General features: G+C 46.1%; 16 protein-coding genes. 7 read left to right on the top strand and 9 right to left on the bottom strand.

The annotated features are described in order from the left end of the window. Positions 1-49: 49 nt before the first annotated feature. The 3 genes from ygjK to F7Y48_RS16170 form a co-directional block, all read right to left on the bottom strand. Entirely contained in the window at positions 50-2,740 is a 2,691-nt protein-coding gene (gene ygjK, locus F7Y48_RS16180) for an alpha-glucosidase (RefSeq protein ID WP_134646372.1), read from the bottom strand. Between the two features lie 115 nt (positions 2,741-2,855). Further along, positions 2,856-3,623 (bottom strand): transcriptional regulator, encoded by a 768-nt coding sequence (locus tag F7Y48_RS16175; protein ID WP_316685038.1) that lies wholly within the window; start codon positions 3,621-3,623, stop codon positions 2,856-2,858. Between the two features lie 458 nt (positions 3,624-4,081). Continuing rightward, positions 4,082-5,218, bottom strand: coding sequence for an MBL fold metallo-hydrolase (locus F7Y48_RS16170; RefSeq protein WP_316685055.1), 1,137 nt, complete (start codon positions 5,216-5,218; stop codon positions 4,082-4,084). A gap of 180 nt (positions 5,219-5,398) precedes the next feature. Between F7Y48_RS16170 and F7Y48_RS16165 the strand changes: the two genes are divergently transcribed. After that, on the top strand, positions 5,399-5,644 hold the full coding sequence (locus tag F7Y48_RS16165; protein ID WP_005460845.1) for a Rho-binding antiterminator: 246 nt from the start codon (positions 5,399-5,401) through the stop codon (positions 5,642-5,644). Between the two features lie 96 nt (positions 5,645-5,740). Here the strand turns inward: F7Y48_RS16165 and F7Y48_RS16160 are convergent, their stop codons facing one another. From F7Y48_RS16160 to ompW, 3 genes are all read right to left on the bottom strand, one after another. Then, positions 5,741-7,231, bottom strand: a complete 1,491-nt coding sequence (locus tag F7Y48_RS16160; protein ID WP_316685037.1) for an MDR family MFS transporter — start codon at positions 7,229-7,231, stop codon at positions 5,741-5,743. Then, a complete protein-coding gene (locus tag F7Y48_RS16155) occupies positions 7,228-8,253 on the bottom strand; it encodes an HlyD family secretion protein (RefSeq protein WP_316685036.1) in 1,026 nt (341 codons plus the stop codon). The genes F7Y48_RS16160 and F7Y48_RS16155 overlap by 4 nt, the downstream gene beginning before the upstream one ends. Before the next feature lie 214 nt (positions 8,254-8,467). Continuing rightward, on the bottom strand, positions 8,468-9,112 hold the full coding sequence (ompW, locus tag F7Y48_RS16150) for an outer membrane protein OmpW (RefSeq protein WP_005391962.1): 645 nt from the start codon (positions 9,110-9,112) through the stop codon (positions 8,468-8,470). A 496-nt stretch (positions 9,113-9,608) separates the two neighbouring features. Between ompW and F7Y48_RS16145 the strand changes: the two genes are divergently transcribed. Genes F7Y48_RS16145 through F7Y48_RS16135 form a run of 3 tightly spaced genes read left to right on the top strand, consistent with a single transcriptional unit; the run spans position 9,609 to position 11,239 of the window. After that, positions 9,609-10,259, top strand: coding sequence for a Qnr family pentapeptide repeat protein (locus tag F7Y48_RS16145; RefSeq protein ID WP_085344443.1), 651 nt, complete (start codon positions 9,609-9,611; stop codon positions 10,257-10,259). A gap of 9 nt (positions 10,260-10,268) precedes the next feature. Next, complete coding sequence (locus tag F7Y48_RS16140; protein ID WP_085344444.1) at positions 10,269-10,580, top strand: cupin domain-containing protein; 312 nt, start codon at positions 10,269-10,271, stop codon at positions 10,578-10,580. A 38-nt stretch (positions 10,581-10,618) separates the two neighbouring features. Further along, complete coding sequence (locus F7Y48_RS16135; RefSeq protein ID WP_046875594.1) at positions 10,619-11,239, top strand: HAD-IB family hydrolase; 621 nt, start codon at positions 10,619-10,621, stop codon at positions 11,237-11,239. Between the two features lie 116 nt (positions 11,240-11,355). Here F7Y48_RS16135 and F7Y48_RS16130 read toward each other — a convergent pair whose 3' ends face one another. Beyond that, positions 11,356-12,534 (bottom strand): lytic polysaccharide monooxygenase, encoded by a 1,179-nt coding sequence (locus F7Y48_RS16130; RefSeq protein WP_046875595.1) that lies wholly within the window; start codon positions 12,532-12,534, stop codon positions 11,356-11,358. Between the two features lie 215 nt (positions 12,535-12,749). Further along, positions 12,750-13,190 carry an Lrp/AsnC family transcriptional regulator gene (locus F7Y48_RS16125; RefSeq protein WP_005482841.1) on the bottom strand — a complete coding sequence of 147 codons (441 nt, stop codon included), beginning with the start codon at positions 13,188-13,190 and terminating at the stop codon, positions 12,750-12,752. A gap of 114 nt (positions 13,191-13,304) precedes the next feature. Between F7Y48_RS16125 and F7Y48_RS16120 the strand changes: the two genes are divergently transcribed. The 3 genes from F7Y48_RS16120 to F7Y48_RS16110 all read left to right on the top strand — a co-directional run bounded on the left by F7Y48_RS16120 (position 13,305) and on the right by F7Y48_RS16110 (position 17,052). Continuing rightward, positions 13,305-13,889, top strand: a complete 585-nt coding sequence (locus tag F7Y48_RS16120) for a LysE family translocator (protein ID WP_048625534.1) — start codon at positions 13,305-13,307, stop codon at positions 13,887-13,889. Between the two features lie 255 nt (positions 13,890-14,144). Next, positions 14,145-16,067 (top strand): S9 family peptidase, encoded by a 1,923-nt coding sequence (locus tag F7Y48_RS16115; RefSeq protein ID WP_316685033.1) that lies wholly within the window; start codon positions 14,145-14,147, stop codon positions 16,065-16,067. Between the two features lie 211 nt (positions 16,068-16,278). Further along, complete coding sequence (locus tag F7Y48_RS16110) at positions 16,279-17,052, top strand: siderophore-interacting protein (protein WP_301609895.1); 774 nt, start codon at positions 16,279-16,281, stop codon at positions 17,050-17,052. Positions 17,053-17,150: 98 nt separating this feature from the next. Here the strand turns inward: F7Y48_RS16110 and F7Y48_RS16105 are convergent, their stop codons facing one another. After that, positions 17,151-18,023, bottom strand: a complete 873-nt coding sequence (locus F7Y48_RS16105; RefSeq protein ID WP_005391982.1) for a LysR family transcriptional regulator — start codon at positions 18,021-18,023, stop codon at positions 17,151-17,153. Positions 18,024-18,093: the final 70 nt, after the last annotated feature.

Raw genomic sequence — 18,093 nt, 5'->3', positions numbered from 1 at the left:
TAAGCGCTACAAATGCTAGGGGTCATCCAAAGCGCCTAATGTGTGCGATCTAGTTTTTGAAGAATCCGTTGTACATCATGTACAAATGCGCCGCAGACCAAGAGAAGTTCGACGCACCTTGTACCGCGCCCGTCTCAGGGTTGTAGTTTTCACGGATTGGCATGTCACCCGTCATACCTTCTGCGTTGTTAAACAACTCATTCGCCATTGCAATCGCTTCTTCTTTGTAGCCGTAGTTTTCCATCGCACGGAAGCCAAAGTACACTTGGTCTAGCCATACACGACCACGCCAGTACACATCTTTACCGTAAGCAGGGTTGGTTTGCGATGCGGTCGGCAAAGGCACACCCGTTCCTTGGAATTTATCTGGCGTGTTAAACTCGTCTTGATCACGCATCACCGCGATCACTTTATCGGCATGCTCTTGCGTTGCTGCACCATTAAACAGCGGCGACCAACCTTCAGGGCCTTTTCCACGTTCTACAATCGGCAAACCCGCACAGCCATTTGCAAGAGGCGCAGGAGTAGTGCCATCTTCAGCCACATTTAAGTGAATGTCGTAGAAGAATCCTGTGCTTTCATCAAACATACATTGGTTAATGTAAGTCTTGATTTTTTCTGCGCCGTTAAGGAATTCTTGCGCACGATCTTTACCTTCTACGCCATCGGACACCAACTTCGCCATTTCCGCTAAGTATTTGTTGTCTGAGTACATGTAAGAGGCTTGATCCACCGATTCTTGCAGCATAGAGAAGCCAAGCAGCTCGCCGTCCGCAGCATTATTGTTGGTGCGATTTTCTGCAAAACGAACTTCCCAATCTTTCTTCGCAAGATCGAGTTTCGCTAAGTTTTCCGCTGACGTATTGCTGTACACCCACTCTTCGCCTTCCAGCTTGATGCTGTTATCAAAGCCGTACGCACTTGCCGCGTAGCGACCAAGTTGATCCACATTTTTGTCTGGATTGCTGATGTCTTCAGCTTGCGAATTCATGTTGTGGATGTTGTAGATAAAGCCAAAACGAGCCGCGTTATCCATGCCCGATTCCCAGCCAGCCGCTTCTTGTGCGCCGACGTGAATCGTCATGTAATCCACTTCATCAAGAATCTTATTGTAAGACGCCATGCCTTTTACTTTATAAGAATTGCCGTTTTGCTCGATGATGTCTTCTGCCGGAATAATGGTCGTGAAGTTAGGATCCCGCGTTTCTACCCAAACGTACATCACGCCTTCTTCCGTGTTGTGTGCTGGGTCCACTGCCGCGCCGTATTCAGGCACACCATTTTGGTTGTGGTCGCGGTTTGATAGCCACCAATCGTGGTATGCCACCAACTTCGGATACATTTCATCAATGAATTTTTGCGCGTCTTCTGGGCGATCAAACTGGTTCACGAGAGCGTGATACACCTCCATCACAGACCATGCCGCCAACGATGGTTTCGTATTGCGTTCGTTCCAGTTTTCAGAGCCAGCACCACCACGACTAACAGGTTTGGTGTACGTCAACACATCCAGCAAGTAGCCTTTGTCTTGCGGACGAATCTTGTCATCAGCTTGAACTTGCTCTTGGAATACCGTGCGAATGTTGTCCATCGCAACATCTGGGTTGAAATGCGCCATCGCGTACGCTTGTTTCCACGAATCCCACGGCCATGTTAAGTTACCAGAGAACCAACGCGCAGTGACCGATGGCGTGACTGTCGCTTGTTCAATATCGCCCGCCGCAGAGCGCCAGTTACCGTTTAGGGTTTCCATCGCTTTTACGGCCACACGAGCTTGGTCTGCTGTCGCTTCTTTGTTAATGAGACCATTCGCTAAGTAGCCATCCCAACGCGCTTTCGACGCTTCCATGTATTGAGTTGGATTCGCCAATACATCTTGCAATTTCAACGATTCTGACTGCACTTCTTTCGCATTGTGCAGGTTAGAATACGCCGTATAAACCGCCGATGTTTGCTCAGCTGGTAGGCTCATCTCCGCGGTAGAACTGAATGAGGTTTCGTTGGTGAACGTCTTCGTCGGTAGAGAACGAGTAATGCGGAACTCGGCATCGCGGTCATTACGAATCGCCCAGTTGTCTTTCATCTCGCTAAAGTTAATTTTAATGCCGTTCTCGATGGTCGAAATCCGGCGCTTGTAATCTGGGTAGTACTGCGCCACGGTTTGGTCTTTGCGCGTCGACAGCGCGTATTTCACTAACTCGCCGTCCCACTCCAACGCCAAGTTCATATCACGATCAGTTTTGTTAGTGATGAGCGTTTCCACCAGCGAAGAACGATCAGTCACGAAGCGCAGCACCATTTGCACGTGAATATCGTCCAAGTCCAACACCTGCACTAACGCACCTGGAATGGAATAGATTTTCGCTTCTGCGTCCGATAAATCGTAAGTTTGGCCACTCACTTTGTCAGTCAACGTGAGCTTGTCGAACGTTTGGCCAGACATAAAATGCGCGTACTCTTGCGTCACTTGCATAATACCGCCGAAAGCGCCATAACCCGCCGCATCTTCAGGTAGCAAATGGCCATGCCACGCGCCGTTATCCGTCAACGCGTTGTACTTCAGGTTCGAATAACTGTCGTAATCACGCAGGTAAGTTGGATTACCAGTACGATCAATCACGTTAGTAAATTCCGAAGTTGGCGCCTGTGGTAAACGGATTTCAGTTTTATCATTGGAACCACATCCAACAAGCGAAATAGTAGCCCCGATCAGAATGGCAAGTGTGCTCTTTTTAAACATACTTTTTCCCTATTATTTGCGTTATTTTTATATTCTCATTTATATAAATGAGTGTTTTTAGTGTGCAGAAGCCCGGCTCGCACTAAATAAGCACAAGCTTCCGATAATTATTCTTTTATTTTTCTTTAGCGATAGTGATGGCTTTTAATAAATCGCCATTAATATTCGGAATTGTGTCAGCCAAAAATATCTGATTACCAGGTGTGAAAGTGAGTAAAACGTTTTTTAGTCGTTGACTGTTTTCACTGGTTTTATTTTGAACATCAAACTCAATTAGTTTGTTGTACACTTCATTTGCCAGTTTTTCTTCTTGTTCTTCGGTAATCGCAATACGTCCAACACAAATTGGAGGTCGAATATCGTGGCTAAACACTTCTTCACGAAAGCGCTGTGCAAATAGCGTGTCTAAATTTGAACCTTCTTCAAAAATAAAGCGGCCTGTATCTTTAAATTGATAGTGTTTATCCCCTTTCAGTTCAATGTAATCCATCATTTCTAGTGCACGTAAATAGAGCGCAACGGAAGTATCACTCAGCTGGTATCTCCGAGCGATCTCTTCTAAAGGCCACTCAGGTCGACGCAAAAGATAAAGAAAATCAAATAAGTGAGGATATTGATGAAAAATCTCACTGTTGGTGTCGGTGATAAACTGTTCACTCTCTTGCTGCAGTTGCTTACCTCGCATGGATAACTCAACCAAATCCGTATCAAGGTGCCTGGCGTACAACAAGATTTTATCTAAACCAAGAGACGTATTGTGAAGCTGCCTTTTTATAGTAGAAAGCGGGATTCCAAGTCCAATAGAAAGTTCAGAATATCCAATGCCTTTTTCTTTTATTTTTTCTCGTAAAGCAGCAAGTAAATACGTTGCAGAATTATTCATCTAACAATGCCTGTATTTTATTTATTCAGCATCCATGATGATAAATTCAAGAGAGTCCTACTCTTGTGATTTTGGTCTCAATATTCTATCTTGTTGGCGTAAAACATGTCTTATCCATTAGATTTTTTTTTACTTTTCTTTAACTGGATACATTTTACCCATCAAGAACAAGTTATGGCCATTGCTCTATGGGCTTATCAAGATAATAGTCAGTATAATTGTTTTGAAGAGTAAAATTAAGATGGCAAAGATTTTTACTAAAACTTTTCTGATAAGAGCGCAAATTTTCAGATGAAAAGTATCAAAAAATGACACCAATCGATTTATAAAAGCGTGAGATCACAATTGGAAAGTGAACCTATGGAAATTTTGAATTTCAATGACCAGTAAAAACCTTGTTATATTCTGAAAATAACAAGGTTAATTTATAAAATAATTATTGAAGTAAGATCATGTTATTAAGTCAAAATTATATCTGGCTCACATATTTCTTTTTCTCGCCACCATTGTTTATTTATATATTCTTGATGAACGTAAAAACTCTCCCCCGGCATTGGCGTCAGCAGCGTTATATGTTCTTTTTGACAATGGGCAAGCAAATCTAAAATCGGTTCGTCCCAGCGGTGAGTAAACAGTTCGTATGTAGCCCAATGTACTGGCAACAGTTTTTTCGCATTTAAATCGCGAAACGCTTGCACGGTATGATGAGCCTGCATGTGCCCCCAGTTTTCGACCGGATAACCTTGGTCTTTCACATCGGCAGCCACTTCCAAACAGGCAATGTCGATTGGCCCACATCGCTGTGCGATCTCAGAAAAGTGCGAATCGTAAGCTGAATCGCCACTAAAATAGAGCGTCTCTTCTTTGCCTTTGATGACCCAAGATGCCCACAAGGTCGAGTTTTTATCGAAATAAGTACGACCCGAATTATGGTTAGCGGGCGTACAAATCAGTTCGATTCCGGCATAGTGCACGCTATCCCACCAGTCGAATTCCACGATGTTGTCTGCGCAAACGCCCCATTTTATCAGATGCTTACCAACCCCTAAGGGCACATAAAACGTCACGGGTTTATCGGCGTAGAAACGTATGGTCGACGCTTCTAAATGGTCGTAATGATCGTGCGAAATCACGATAATTTCAGGAATCGGCAAACAATCTCTGGCGTGAGTATTGGGAATATTGCGTTCAAACCACGCTTTTGCGATGAACGGAGAAGCGTAATCAAATACCGGATCGGTCAGAATTCGAATGCCATCGACCTCCACCAGCATAGTGGAATGGCCCAGCCAAGTAAGGCGCATCGATTCACTTCGCTGCGCAAACTGCGTGGGTTGAATTGGGGAATGTGGCAGATGTTCGTTAGGACTCAACGGTGTTCTACCACCAAGATAACTCCAACAAACCTGCCAGAATGATTGCGGACTAGGGACGTTTGGCATCTCGTTTTTAACGCGGCCGTTTTCAAATTGAGGCGAGTGGTGAACACGGTGCGCCAACTGCGCATGGTAGGTTTGAGGCGGAATCAGTGAACTTGGCTTTTGTGTCTTTTGTTCACTCGTTAGGTATGTGCGCTTAAGTATCGTCTCAGACATATCGTTGTTTTGTCTCGCTTGCGAACGCTCAACAGTAGGTTTATTAAAACGTGCGTGTATGTCTATTTCGTGACCAAAATGAGGTGTAAGATGAAGATTCAGTTTCAATCAAACGTCTTCTATTTAAGGATACGGTTCTCAAACCTTCTGAATACTGCGTCGGTTTGAAAGGAGAAAACTATGGTGACTTGCAGCCAATACGATTTTATTGAAATCGCCTGTATGTTTAAGCTCCCGATCGAGATCACACTAAAAAATGGTGAAACTCATCAGGGCAACGCGTTCGACACAGGCTACGACATGCAGCGACAAGAGTGCTTGTTTTTAGATATGGATGGTGAGCACACCGCCTTCCCGACTGAACAATTAGTCGCAATGCGCGCGCTCAAAGCCAATCCGCATTTTGATGAAGTGACGTTTGAGTAAACGTCCTTCTTTCACTGATACCGTCCAATAAAAAACGCCTCTCAAGCTGGCACAACTTGAGAGGCGTTCTCTTACACGGTTCACCTGAACTTGTTGTTATTCACGCGACCGGATGAAAACCAGCATCGGCATCATGATCACGAACATCACTCCCACAAGCTGGAAGGTGTGCACAAACGCGACCATTTGCGATTGCTGCTGCAACATTTGTTGGTATTGGTCTAACGCAACCGGGTCGGTAATGGAAATCCCCTGATTGGCCGCCCAGTCATGCAAGTTAGGATTATAAGGATTAATACCCTCTCCCAGCGCATGCCATTGCTGCTGACTATCACGATATTGGAAAGTGGTGGCGATAGAGATACCAAACGAACTACCAATCGTACGGAACAAATTGTAAATACTTGCCGCCGCGACAGATTGCTCTTTCGGAATCGTTAAATACGCCAAGGTGGACAGCATCGAGAAGGTTAAACCAAGCCCCATGCCCTGAATCATACTCGGCATCACAATCCAAAATGTATCGATCTGCAGTGAGTATTGCGTCATCAAATAACTACCAATCCCGATACAGCTCAAGCCAAAGACTATTTTGATTCTGGGATCGAATTGCGGATTGAGCTTAATCACCAAAATCAACATCGCCGCTGACGCCAACCCACGCGGTGCCATTAATAAGCCAGTGGTTGAGACCGGATAATCCAGCAAACTTTCCAACAACATCGGTTGTTGAGTCGTCAGGCCAAACATCGCCATCGACACCACGGCAATCATCAATGACGAGACCATAAGGTTTCGGTCTTTAAGCAGCCATAATGGCGCTATTGGGCTTTTGGTTTTCCAACTGCGATGGATCCACATAACCAATCCCATGACCGCGAGCAATATCGCCGTCTGAATCATGCGTGAGTTGAGCCAGTCTTCTTCGTTCCCTTTATCCAACACAAACTGCAACGCGCCCACACCTAACGCCATGTAACCGATGATCCACCAGTCAAAGTTAGGTTTGGATTTGTTGTCGATGTGGATATAGCGATAAATCAAAGAGGTACAGATCAAACCGAATGGCAAGTTGATGTAAAAAATCCAGCGCCAGTTGATGTTGTCGGTGATCACGCCACCCACAACTGGGCCCAAAATAGGACCAAGCAAAATGCCGATGGAGAAAATCGCCATCGCTTTGCCTTTTTGCTCATACGGATAAATCTGCACTAACGTCGACTGCGCCAATGGAATCACCGACGCGCCGAAAGCGCCTTGGATAATGCGAAATAGCACCATCTCTTCAAGAGACTGTGCTTGCCCACAAAGCGCACTGGCAATCACAAAACCGATCACGGCAACCAGCATGACTTTGCGTTCACCAAAGCGCGACACCCAGAAACTGGTCATCGGAATGAAGATCGCTTCCGCCATGCTGTAACCCGTCAGCACCCACGTAATTTGGTCTGCTGTTGCGCCCAACGCGCCCATCATGTGCGATAGCGACACGTTCGCAACGGTCATATCGATTAACACCATGATGGCAGAAAGCATCACGGCGACGGTGGCAATTCCCCGTTTGTCTGCCGTAATTTGATGGTTCATTGCACGCTACTTTGCAAATCAATGGTGACTTCTGAGCTCGCACCCACGCGAAGTTGCGGCGCATCGGCTGGTACTTCTAATGCCAAACGTACAGGGAAACGCTGTTTGATTTTAACCCAGTTACCCGTTGCGTTTTCTGGTGGCATCAAGGAGAACGATGTACCACTCGCAGGCGACAGCTGTTCTACCGTTGCTTTCCACACCACGTCTGGGTACATATCAATCACCACATCCGCATGCATGCCAGGTTTGATATGCGTAAGATCGGTTTCTTTAAAATTCGCGCGTACCCAGTAGCTGTCTTTTAAAATTACAGGGAACAGCGTTTGACCCACGCTAACGACCGAGCCCACGTGCGTATTGATTTCACCGGCAATGCCATCCACTGGTGACGTAATGTCGGTGTAACTCAAGTTCAGCTCCGCTTGCGCTAACTGCGCTGCCGCTTGTTGAACGACCGCAGCCTCTACGCCTTCTTCACCACGGTTCGCAATGGCTTTTTCTACCGTCGCACGCGCTTGCTCTAGGCTCGCTTGGGCATTGGCTAGTTTGTTTTTTTCCGTATCTAAATCTTGGTCCGACGCCAGTTTGCGTTTCACCAAGGAATCCGTACGTTTGTACTCCACTTGCGCTTCTGTCAGGTTAGAGCGCGCCGCATCTAAGCCCGCAACGGCTTCAGTTACCTGCTTATCGGCAACGTCATGTTGCTGGACCGCCAATTGGTATGCCGCTTTTGCCTGCTTCACTGCCAACAGATATGGGCGCGAATCAATCTTCAGCAGTAGGTCACCTTTGTTAACAGATTGGAAGTCTTTGACATCCACAGAAACCACTTGGCCTTTTACTTGAGGGGCTACCGATAAAATTTTTGCCCTAACGTAGGCATCTTCCGTGCTTGGATGACTATCTGAATACTGCCAAGACCAATACATCGCACCAAATGCGATAACACATAGAGTAAAGAAAAGAGTTTTTACCAGCTTAGATCTGGAGGAAGAATGCTTCGCGATGTCGCCGCTCATTTATATTGTCCACTTGTTCAATTATGTGATCAGTGTAGGACTTTTCGATCTTCGGACAATAAAATGATCTGCAAGGTAAAGATCCAATTTTGCATGTTGCTAAGTTGAGTAAATGATGTGCAAGCAAAACGAGGATAAAAAAGAGGGGCAGTCCCCGTAACCGCCCCCAAAGTCATGCCAATAATAGTAATATGCGTGTAACTACTGGTTTTTCTTAGAACTTGTAACCGCCGCTGATCATAAATACCCAAGGGTTAATTTTGACGTCGGTTTTTTGCTTCGCTCCACCTGCTTTGTAAGTTGCTTCTGTTTCAATGTTTGCGTACCACGCAGCAGCGTTGAGGAACCATTGATCGTTGATCATGTAGTCCACACCAATATTCGCTGCTAGACCGAATGAGTCATCCAACTTAAGATCTGAAAGGCCAGCGCCTTTACCCGTGCTATTGAAACCCTCATCAAAGAACATGGTGTAGTTGAGACCTGCACCAACGTATGGACGGAACTTACTTTGTGGCTCGCCAAAGTAGTACTGAACCATAAGCGTTGGTGGAAGATGTTTGGTGTCCGCGATATCACCAAGACCTAACAAATCTGTTGAGATATCGTGGCTGAATGGCGTTGCAGCTAGAAGCTCTAGGCTGATGTTATCTGTGAACATGTAGCCAAACGTCAAACCAAGCTGCGTATTTGAATCCACTTTCAATTCTTCTTGAGAACCAAGAATCTTATCGCTGCTGTCATTTGGAACGACAGACGCCGCACCAACACGAAGAACGAAGTCACCTTGTTTATGAGCGAAAACACTTGGTGACACGAGTGCAGCAACCACTGCTAGACTGCAGATTGTTTTTTTCATTTTTTATTTCCTTTTATAGGGCTTCGTTATGTCGTACCCAAAGGTGTGCCTGCTGACTGGCCTTAGATTTCAAGTAAACTCAGTGCCTTGAAGCACACGGGCATCTATATTTTTTTGAGCTGCGCGCAATCTAGCACATAGAAACCCTACTATTTTGATGGAAATCAATTTGTGAAAAATATAGGTTTTTTGTATAGAGAAACGCCATACCGATCAACAAATTATGCAAATCGGATACAATTCTGTAATGCAAACTGTGCGTGTGAGAAGCCATGCCTACTCAAAAACACGAATCCTCTCGCTAGGGCTCGTAGCCAGCAAAAACTTTTTTCTTCCTCTACGTCTTCTATTTTCAAAAAACAACCCACTTAAAACGCTCGTTTGACCCCTTAAAATCGCGATTTGAGGGGTTTGTAACACATTGAAATACAAGGCGTTATTTTTCTGGAAAATCAGTTGCTTGGAGTGCTAGTCTGCTCGCAGCTAAGGAGAAGACATGTTAAAAACCGATCTCATTTTTGAACGAGAAAACTTTTCTCATCACGATTTTCAGAATGCCACCTTTAAAAACTGCCACTTTTATATGTGCAGTTTCGACCATGCCGATCTGCGCGATGCTAAGTTCATCGACTGTCGCTTTATCGAATCCAAAGCGCTAGAAGGGTGTAGTTTTCGCTTCGCAAACTTAAAAGACGCCAGCTTTACGAACTGTATGTTGGCGATGAGCCTGTTTAACGGCGCAAATTGTATGGGCTTGGAGCTGCGTAAGTGCGATCTCAAAGGGGCAAACTTCCAAGGTGCGAACTTTGCTAATCGCGTCAGTAACACCATGTTTTTCTGTTCTGCTTTTATTACTGGCTGCAACCTTACCTACTGTAACTTCGAGCGAGCGTTACTAGAAAAATGTGACCTCTTTGAAAACCGTTGGAACGGTGCAAACCTCGCAGGGGCAACTCTTAAAGGCTCGGATTTATCTCGCTGCGAATTCTCGCCAGAACAATGGGGAACCTTTAACGTTGAGCAATGTGATCTGACTCATGTCGAACTAGACGGGCTGGATGTTCGCCGCGTTTCTCTGTTTGGTGTTAAAATTTGTGATTGGCAACAAGAGCAATTGCTTGCGCCTTTTGGACTGATCATTATCTAAGGAAAGGCCATGAACCTGTTTAAAGACTTACCGAATAACCTCGACGAGGAAGTGTTCGAAGACCTGCTGACCCACAAAAACCTGCGTATAGAACGCATTGTCTCAACAGGGCAAACCTCGCCCAAAAGTGGCTGGTACGATCAAGAAGAACATGAATGGGTATTGGTTCTTAAAGGAGCTGGAGAGCTGACTTTTGAATCAGGTGTAGTGAAACGACTTGAGGCAGGCGATCACGTTACGATTCCAGCTCATACTAAACACAAAGTGAGCTGGACTGACCCAACGCAAGAAACCATCTGGTTAGCGGTGTTTTATCAATAAACACAAAACGATCTTAAATCGAAAAATAGGCGCTGAATTTGCTCGATACTACCAAGCCGTCACTGGCACTGTTTGATTTTGATGGCACCATCACCCGAGAGGATATGTTTAGCCTTTTCCTCCACTATTCTGCTTATGGCCTGCGCAAACGAGTAGGAAAGGTCGCCATCATGCCATTTTATGCGCTGTACAAACTCGGAGTGTTACCCGCTCGTCTTATGCGTCCGCTCAGCAGTTTTATTGCATTTTCAGGGAAAGAAAAGCAGCAAATTGAAGCGATTGGCGCTCAGTTTGCCCATGAAGTGATCCCGCTGTACTTACGGCCAGAAGCGATGGAAAGGTTGGCGTGGCACCAACACAGAGGCGATACCATTGTGGTGGTGTCGGCATCACTCAATGCGTATCTCAAGCCTTGGTGTGAAGCGAACGGTTACCGCTTGCTGTGCAGTGAACTGATCTCAGAACAGCCAAAACTGAGTGGCTTTTACCAGCAAGGTGATTGCAGTTTAGAAAGAAAAGTCTCGCGCGTTAAGGCGGCGTTTTCGCTCGACGAGTTTGAGTCTATTTATGCCTACGGTGATACACACGAAGACATTCCGATGCTCAAACTGGCAGACTACGCGATGCTCAACTGGATCGAGTGGAGAGCAAGCGAATAACGATATGTGCTCTGATTTTCAAGACAACCACTCCACCAAAGTGGTCGTTTTAGACTGAAAAAACAAACCCTTCTCACATGAGAAGGGTTTTATTGATCAGGGCCCGAATAAATGGCTTAACGCCATACACCCCATTGACCCGTTGTGCCTGGTTCCTCACCAGACGTCCACCACTGAGCGGTCCATTCTTTACCGTTGTGCGTCACCACATCACCTTGGTCGTAAACAGCCGTCTTGTCCCACAAGTTGGTTGGTTCAACTGGTGGCGGTACATCCGCTTTGATCAGTGACAACGCATAACTGAAGTCTGCGCTTGGCGCTAATACTTGGTTCGCATTCACGTTCTTACTATCGAACATGTAGTGGTTCATCTCTTGATGCCAAATGCCCACATACCAATCGCCCGTTTGCTGCGCGTTAAATTGATCCGCAATTTCTGCCGCCCAAGTCGTCGTATTGTTTGCGCTGATTGGCAGTGAAATATCAACAATTTCATTGCCTGTCGCATTAAACGTACGGAAACGGATGGTGTCACCCGCTTCTACTGGTCCAAAACCTTGCTGAACAAAGTAGCCCAGAGATGTCAGATTATTACCCGGTTCGGTTGGATCAACGGGGTCAGTCGGCGGCGTCGTACCTGTTCCGTTTAACGTAATGTCACTACAGTTGTAGAAACCTTCACCAGCGACATCAATGCGCTGCCAACGAGTATAAAGCACCGCATCGCCCGAGCGCTCAGCTGGGAAAGTCACCTGAATACGGTAGCGTTTTTCCGCATCAACATACACGTCACCTGCGGTGTCAATCAGCTCTAAATCCCCCCAAGTAAGCGGTTTTGAATCATCATAAGTCGGCTTGGTGAGATAGAATTCCCAGTACGATGGGTTGTGCGGCGCCTTGCCGTAAAACACCAATTCAATCTGGTTATTTGCATCTGGCGTAACATTGGTGCGCTGCCAGTTTGGAGAAGGAATGTTCAAACCTTTTTTAGCCGCGTCTCCAGCAGAACACAGTTCGCCATCACGGACTACGGCTTTAACATGCTCCATATCTCGGTAATTTGGTACGTTTGCTGCAATTTCACTGCGTTGCACAAACGGGTAAGCACCAGATTCTTCAAAAGCCGCTTTACACGCTTGGTTGGGGATCTCATTGGTCCAAAAACCACCGTCTAAATAACACGTATTCTGACGAGCACTTGGAAATTCTACCCAGCCGTGGGCGTTGACGTTAAATGAGCTCAATGCGGCAACAGCGCTTAAGCTCAAAAGAGGAAGTGTTACATGTGATTTCATCGTTCATCCTTAAATTTGCTGACTCGCCGCTCATGAACACAAGCGGTTTAAGCAAAACTAGCAGGATGAGATTATTTCGAAGGTGAGAATAAAGGTGGAAATTGTAAGAGTGCCATCTGCTTTCCAGCATTTGTTGTGTACTTATCTCATACTCGACTGACTCTTTCGAGTCACTTCAAATTCGCGCGCCACAAAACCATGCCACGCTTGACCGACTAACGTTCGTCTTTCGGTGTATCCATCACCACCATGGTTGTGATCGACTTGACGTGTTCGCACTCACCCAACACATCAGCGTGAAACGCTTTATAAGCGGCGAGATCTTGCGTTTCCACACGCAGCAAATACTCGTTCGCACCAGTGATGTTGTGACATTCCACCACCTCGTTTACAAAACGCACATGCTCTTCGAAACCCAACTGCGCCTGCTTAGAGTGCGAGGCCAAACCAATCGACACATAAGCGACAAAACCCACGCCAAGTTGCTGATTATCCAGTACCGCTCGGTAGCCTTTGATCACGCCTTTACGCTCTAAATCTTGCACTCGGCGTAAGGTTGCAGACGGAGATAAACCAACGCGTTCCGACAGCTCCACATTGGAGATTCTTCCGTCTCGTTTGAGCACTTGCAATATTCTTTCGTCAAATCTATCCATGATGATGTTTCATTGCTTATTTAGTTTCTAATCATCAAATAAAAGCACAATATTGACCTCAGTTCTACTTATAGTTGTTCTCAACTTATCGAGAACTGATTCAAGGAACAATCTATGGAATATCATCAACTGGGCGCTTTGGCGTTGTTCGCTTTTGTCTCCACTTTTACGCCGGGTCCCAATAACATTATGTTGATGACCTCAGGGGCAAATGTCGGCTTTAAACGCACTATCCCACACATGTTGGGCATTACCTTCGGCTTTGGTGCCATGTTAATTTTGGTGGGCATTGGTTTGATGAGTCTCTTCAACGCTTACCCGATTACTCACTCCATTTTGAAAGTATTGAGCTTGAGTTATTTGCTGTACTTGACGTACAAAATCGCCACGAGCGGCAAAACCGAAGCAAAACACGATTTTCGCCCGATGTCTTTTTTAGGGGCGGTGGCATTCCAATGGGTGAACCCGAAGGGTTGGTCGATGGCGTTAACGGCTATTACCGTGTACAGCAGCGGTGGCGCATGGCTAGAGCTGACTTTTATCGCGGGTATCTTCTGCTTAGCTAACTTGCCATCGGTAACATTTTGGACCGCGGCAGGCATGCAACTTCAACGCTGGTTGACCACATCTAGGCGTGTAAAAGGGTTTAACTATGGGATGGCAGCGCTTTTACTGCTGTCGACTATCCCAATGATATAGAAGACAAAATAGCCGTAAAACCGTGATCTAATACAAAGTTCAGGTAGATACTGAATCAATAATCACAATCTAACGCCACTTTTGGACAATGCCAGGGTCATAGTAGCGAAGCAATGCGCTATTTATTAAAAGCACACTAATCATAAGCCACAGCTATTTTAATGTTCGTTGCTTGCTCGCAGTAACTGCGATGAATCTATCACCCTGGCCAAAAGCTCATGAGCTTAAGGCCCTTTACACAAGGAGCGTTACACAATGCACACTCGCAAGCTTATTCTTGCTGCCACTTTTGGATTATTATTGGCGGGTTGCAGTCAAACATCCACCACAACCAATGCTGAAATGATTCCACCCGAGTATCCAGTGGATTATTTCTTTAAAAACAGCGAAGTTTCTAGCTATCAAATCTCTCCTGCTGGTGACTACATCTCAATGATGAAGCCATGGCAAGACCGTAAGAACGTCTTTGTTTATCCCACAGATAACCCCGATCAGATAAAACGCGTCACATCCGTAACAGGGCGCGACATCGCATACTACTACTGGGTTGGCGAAGACACCGTAATTTACTCTCGTGATACGGGAGGAGATGAGAACTTTTATCTCGTGACGGTTAATGTCAAAACAGGCGAAGAGAAAACCATCACACCGACATCCGGTGTTGTGGCATACGTTATCGACACGCTAGACAATCAACCCGATGACATTTTGATTTCGAGTAACGAGCGTAACCCACAAGTCTTTGATGTTTATCGACATAATCTAAAAACAGGCGAAAATACTCTCGTCGCGCAAAACCCGGGCAATGTGCGCTCATGGGGTACCGATCACGATGGCAACATTCGTGTCATCACCACATCAGATGGTGTTAATACCTCCGTTTTATATCGCGATACGGTTGAAGATGAATTTAAGCCGCTAAAGAATCTCACTTTCAAAGAGAGCTTTAGCCCCATTTCATTCACGCCGGATAACAAAAACTTATATGTGGCATCACGAATTACGCGTGATAAATCAGCCATCGTTGAATACGATGTAAAAGCCAATAAAGAAATACGAGAAATCTTCTCTCACCCGGAAGTTGACGTGAATAGCGCTCACTACTCTGAAGCGCTTAATAAGCTGGTTTCAATCTCTTACGTGACAGATAAAAACCACTATCACTTCTTAGATGATTCCTACCAACAAACCTTCGAACGCCTCTCAGAGAAACTGCCAAATGTAGAAATTTCTGTAACCAGTGCGACGCGAGATGAAAGTAAAATGATTGTCGTCACCTACAGCGATGTCGATCGACCAAATTACTACTTCTACGATCGTAAAGCAGACAAATTGGAGAAATTGGCAGAAAACGCTCCATGGCATAAGCCAGAACATATGGCGAAGATGACGCCTATCCAATACACCGCTCGCGATGGAGAAACCATTCATGGGTACCTAACGCTGCCGAAGGGTCGAGAAGCCAAAGATCTGCCTTTGCTTGTGCTCCCACACGGCGGTCCATGGGCTCGTGATCACTGGGGATTTCAGCCTGAGGTGCAATTATTCGCTAACCGCGGTATCGCGGTGCTGCAAATGAACTTCAGGGGCTCAACTGGTTATGGTCGCGAGTTTTGGGAGAAGTCGTTTAAGCAATGGGGACAATCCATGCAGGATGACATTACCGACGGTGTCAAATGGGCTACCGAACAAGGTTACGCACAAGATGGCAACGTATGTATTTATGGTGCCTCTTATGGCGGCTACGCAACTCTGGCGGGGGTGACATTCACTCCTGATTTATATAAGTGCGGAATCGACTACGTTGGCGTATCTAACTTATTTACCTTTATGGACTCCATTCCACCTTATTGGGCACCATTCCTTGCAATGTTACACGAGCAAGTAGGCAATCCGAATGATCCTGAAGACGCGAAAATGATGAAAGCCTACTCACCAGTGTTCCATGTCGACCAAATTAAGGCACCCTTATTGGTTCTACAGGGAGCACAAGATCCACGCGTGGTGAAGAGCGAGTCAGACCAAATCGTTAATGCACTGCGTGAACGAGGCGTCGAGGTCGAATACATCGTGAAGGAAAATGAGGGGCACGGATTCCGCTCTTTAGAGAACCGTCTTGATGGTTACCAAGCGATGGATAGATTCCTAAAAACACATTTACTTGAGCAGACTCAGTAAGCCTTTACATCGCTAAGTTCGAAAGGGCATGTTGGCGTGCCCTTTCTTATTTTTTCTACGTATTTTGCTCGCCCCAGTCCCCAGTACCACTGCAATACTCCAATAATCCAGCTCAATTCACAGTGTAAATTTATATAAAGACACTACCCTCTTATGAGAGATCTTGATAACCTTAAATGAGAAAGAGAATAATTATCGAGTAGAGTCAAAAATGAAGAAGAAGCCTCAACCTAAAACGATTGTTGTCACAGATACAGAGACAATTACCCCAAATATGCAGCGTATTACTTTGCAAGGTGAAGCGCTAAGCCAGTTTCCACGCGACTGCGAAGGTAGCTACATCAAGCTATTGTTCAATGAGATGGGCAGTACCGATTTGAGCACGCTAAGCGACGATGACCGACCATTAATGCGAACCTATACTATTCGTCGTTTCCATCCGGAAACACACACCATCGAAGTAGATTTTGTCCGCCACACCACACAAGATTTACAGTGTGGCTTTGCCGCGCGTTGGGCGATGGCCGCACAAAAAGGCGATACGATTAATATCGTAGGTCCAGGCAGTATCTCTAATTTGAATACCGAGGCTGACTGGTTCTTTATGGCCGCCGATATGACAGCACTTCCTGCTCTTTCAGCGAAAATTCGTACGCTACCAGAAGAGGCAAAAGGCTATGCCGTGATCAGTGTGATGTCTGCGGCAGACATCCAGCCTCTGCACGCACCAGGTGGTATGGAGCTAATTTGGCTTACAGAAGGTCAAACCCTAGCAGAAGCGGTACGCGAACAAAAATGGCTAGATGGGGACGCCGCAGTATGGTGTGCCTGTGAGTTCGATTCAATGCGCGCGCTACGCCAATACTTCCGCAACGAGAAAGAAGTTGATCGTGAAAATATCTACATCAGCAGCTATTGGAAACAAGGCGTGTCGGAAGACGGGCACAAAGTGATTAAACGTGAAGACGCGGAATCCAATCAATAGTGGTTCATGTCTTTTCGATTCCAGCTCTCATCCCAATAAAAACGCCCGGCATTACCGGGCGTTTTAGCAACATACCTTGTAATGAGCACTTTAAGCCGCTAATCAACAAGCTCTTGCGCCAAAAAGTCGATCAACAACCTCACTTTTGGCGACAAATTACGACTTTGCGGATACAGCGCCCAAATGCCTTCGCGATCGTCGCGGTAATCGGTCAGCACCTCGACCAACTCACCACTGTCTAACGCCTCTTGCACGTAGTAGTCCGGCAATTGCACCAAACCCAGACCGCGTTTCGCTGCGTCCACCAAAGCAAAACCGCTGTTGCATTTAATCCGTCCCGACACGCGTAAAGATTTATCGCGTTTATTTTCCTTAAAGTGCCAATAGTCGACAGAGCCAACTAAGCACTGATGCCGTCCCAATTCCGACAACGTATGTGGCTCACCAAAACGCTCCAAATACATCGGACTGGCACACACATAGTTTTGGCGCGACGAAAGACGTTTAGCAATCATGCTGGAATCTTGCAAGCGGCCAAGACGAATCGCCACGTCCACACCTTGCTCAATCAAATCCAGCTTTTGGTTGGTCAGCACTAAATCAAGATCCACACGCGGGTACTTTTCCAAAAACTGATGCAAAAGCGGCGCGAGATTCATTTCCCCATACGTCACAGGAGCCGTCACGCGCAGCAAACCGCGCGGTTCGGTCTGCATTTGCGTTACGGCAAGTTCGGCCAGTTCTAACCCTTCCACCAAATGTTTACACTGCTGGTAATAGAGTTGTCCGGCTTCAGACAGGGAGACTTTCCGCGTCGTACGATGCAGCAATTTCACCGCAAGTCGTTCTTCAAGTGCAGATACCCGACGACTGATTTGTGCCACAGATGTTTTCAGCTTAGCTGCTGCTCCGGTAAAACTGTTGGTTTCCGCCACAGCAACAAATTCGCTGACTCCTTCCCAATTCGCCATGCTGTATTCCTGTCGACCTCTTCTAGACAAATAGTGATGAAAATATTCTCGTCGCGCTACGCTTTGAAAA

Origin of the sequence: Vibrio sp. 2-1-2a (genome assembly GCF_032648565.1) — a bacterium.
Classification (GTDB): domain Bacteria; phylum Pseudomonadota; class Gammaproteobacteria; order Enterobacterales; family Vibrionaceae; genus Vibrio; species Vibrio diabolicus.
The sequence above is the reverse complement of the archived record's forward strand: the minus strand, read 5'-3'. Positions and strand labels throughout refer to the sequence as shown.

What these genes read in the sequence shown, in the direction of transcription:
- F7Y48_RS16145 (WP_085344443.1), top strand. Translation starts at nt 9,609, where the DNA reads ATGTTAAAAACCGATCTCATTTTTGAACGAGAAAACTTTTCTCATCAC.
- F7Y48_RS16125 (WP_005482841.1), bottom strand. Translation starts at nt 13,190, where the DNA reads ATGGATAGATTTGACGAAAGAATATTGCAAGTGCTCAAACGAGACGGA.
- F7Y48_RS16105 (WP_005391982.1), bottom strand. Translation starts at nt 18,023, where the DNA reads ATGGCGAATTGGGAAGGAGTCAGCGAATTTGTTGCTGTGGCGGAAACC.
- F7Y48_RS16130 (WP_046875595.1), bottom strand. Translation starts at nt 12,534, where the DNA reads ATGAAATCACATGTAACACTTCCTCTTTTGAGCTTAAGCGCTGTTGCC.
- F7Y48_RS16115 (WP_316685033.1), top strand. Translation starts at nt 14,145, where the DNA reads ATGCACACTCGCAAGCTTATTCTTGCTGCCACTTTTGGATTATTATTG.
- F7Y48_RS16110 (WP_301609895.1), top strand. Translation starts at nt 16,279, where the DNA reads ATGAAGAAGAAGCCTCAACCTAAAACGATTGTTGTCACAGATACAGAG.
- F7Y48_RS16165 (WP_005460845.1), top strand. Translation starts at nt 5,399, where the DNA reads ATGGTGACTTGCAGCCAATACGATTTTATTGAAATCGCCTGTATGTTT.
- F7Y48_RS16160 (WP_316685037.1), bottom strand. Translation starts at nt 7,231, where the DNA reads ATGAACCATCAAATTACGGCAGACAAACGGGGAATTGCCACCGTCGCC.
- ygjK (WP_134646372.1), bottom strand. Translation starts at nt 2,740, where the DNA reads ATGTTTAAAAAGAGCACACTTGCCATTCTGATCGGGGCTACTATTTCG.
- ompW (WP_005391962.1), bottom strand. Translation starts at nt 9,112, where the DNA reads ATGAAAAAAACAATCTGCAGTCTAGCAGTGGTTGCTGCACTCGTGTCA.
- F7Y48_RS16170 (WP_316685055.1), bottom strand. Translation starts at nt 5,218, where the DNA reads ATGTCTGAGACGATACTTAAGCGCACATACCTAACGAGTGAACAAAAG.
- F7Y48_RS16140 (WP_085344444.1), top strand. Translation starts at nt 10,269, where the DNA reads ATGAACCTGTTTAAAGACTTACCGAATAACCTCGACGAGGAAGTGTTC.
- F7Y48_RS16120 (WP_048625534.1), top strand. Translation starts at nt 13,305, where the DNA reads ATGGAATATCATCAACTGGGCGCTTTGGCGTTGTTCGCTTTTGTCTCC.
- F7Y48_RS16155 (WP_316685036.1), bottom strand. Translation starts at nt 8,253, where the DNA reads ATGAGCGGCGACATCGCGAAGCATTCTTCCTCCAGATCTAAGCTGGTA.
- F7Y48_RS16175 (WP_316685038.1), bottom strand. Translation starts at nt 3,623, where the DNA reads ATGAATAATTCTGCAACGTATTTACTTGCTGCTTTACGAGAAAAAATA.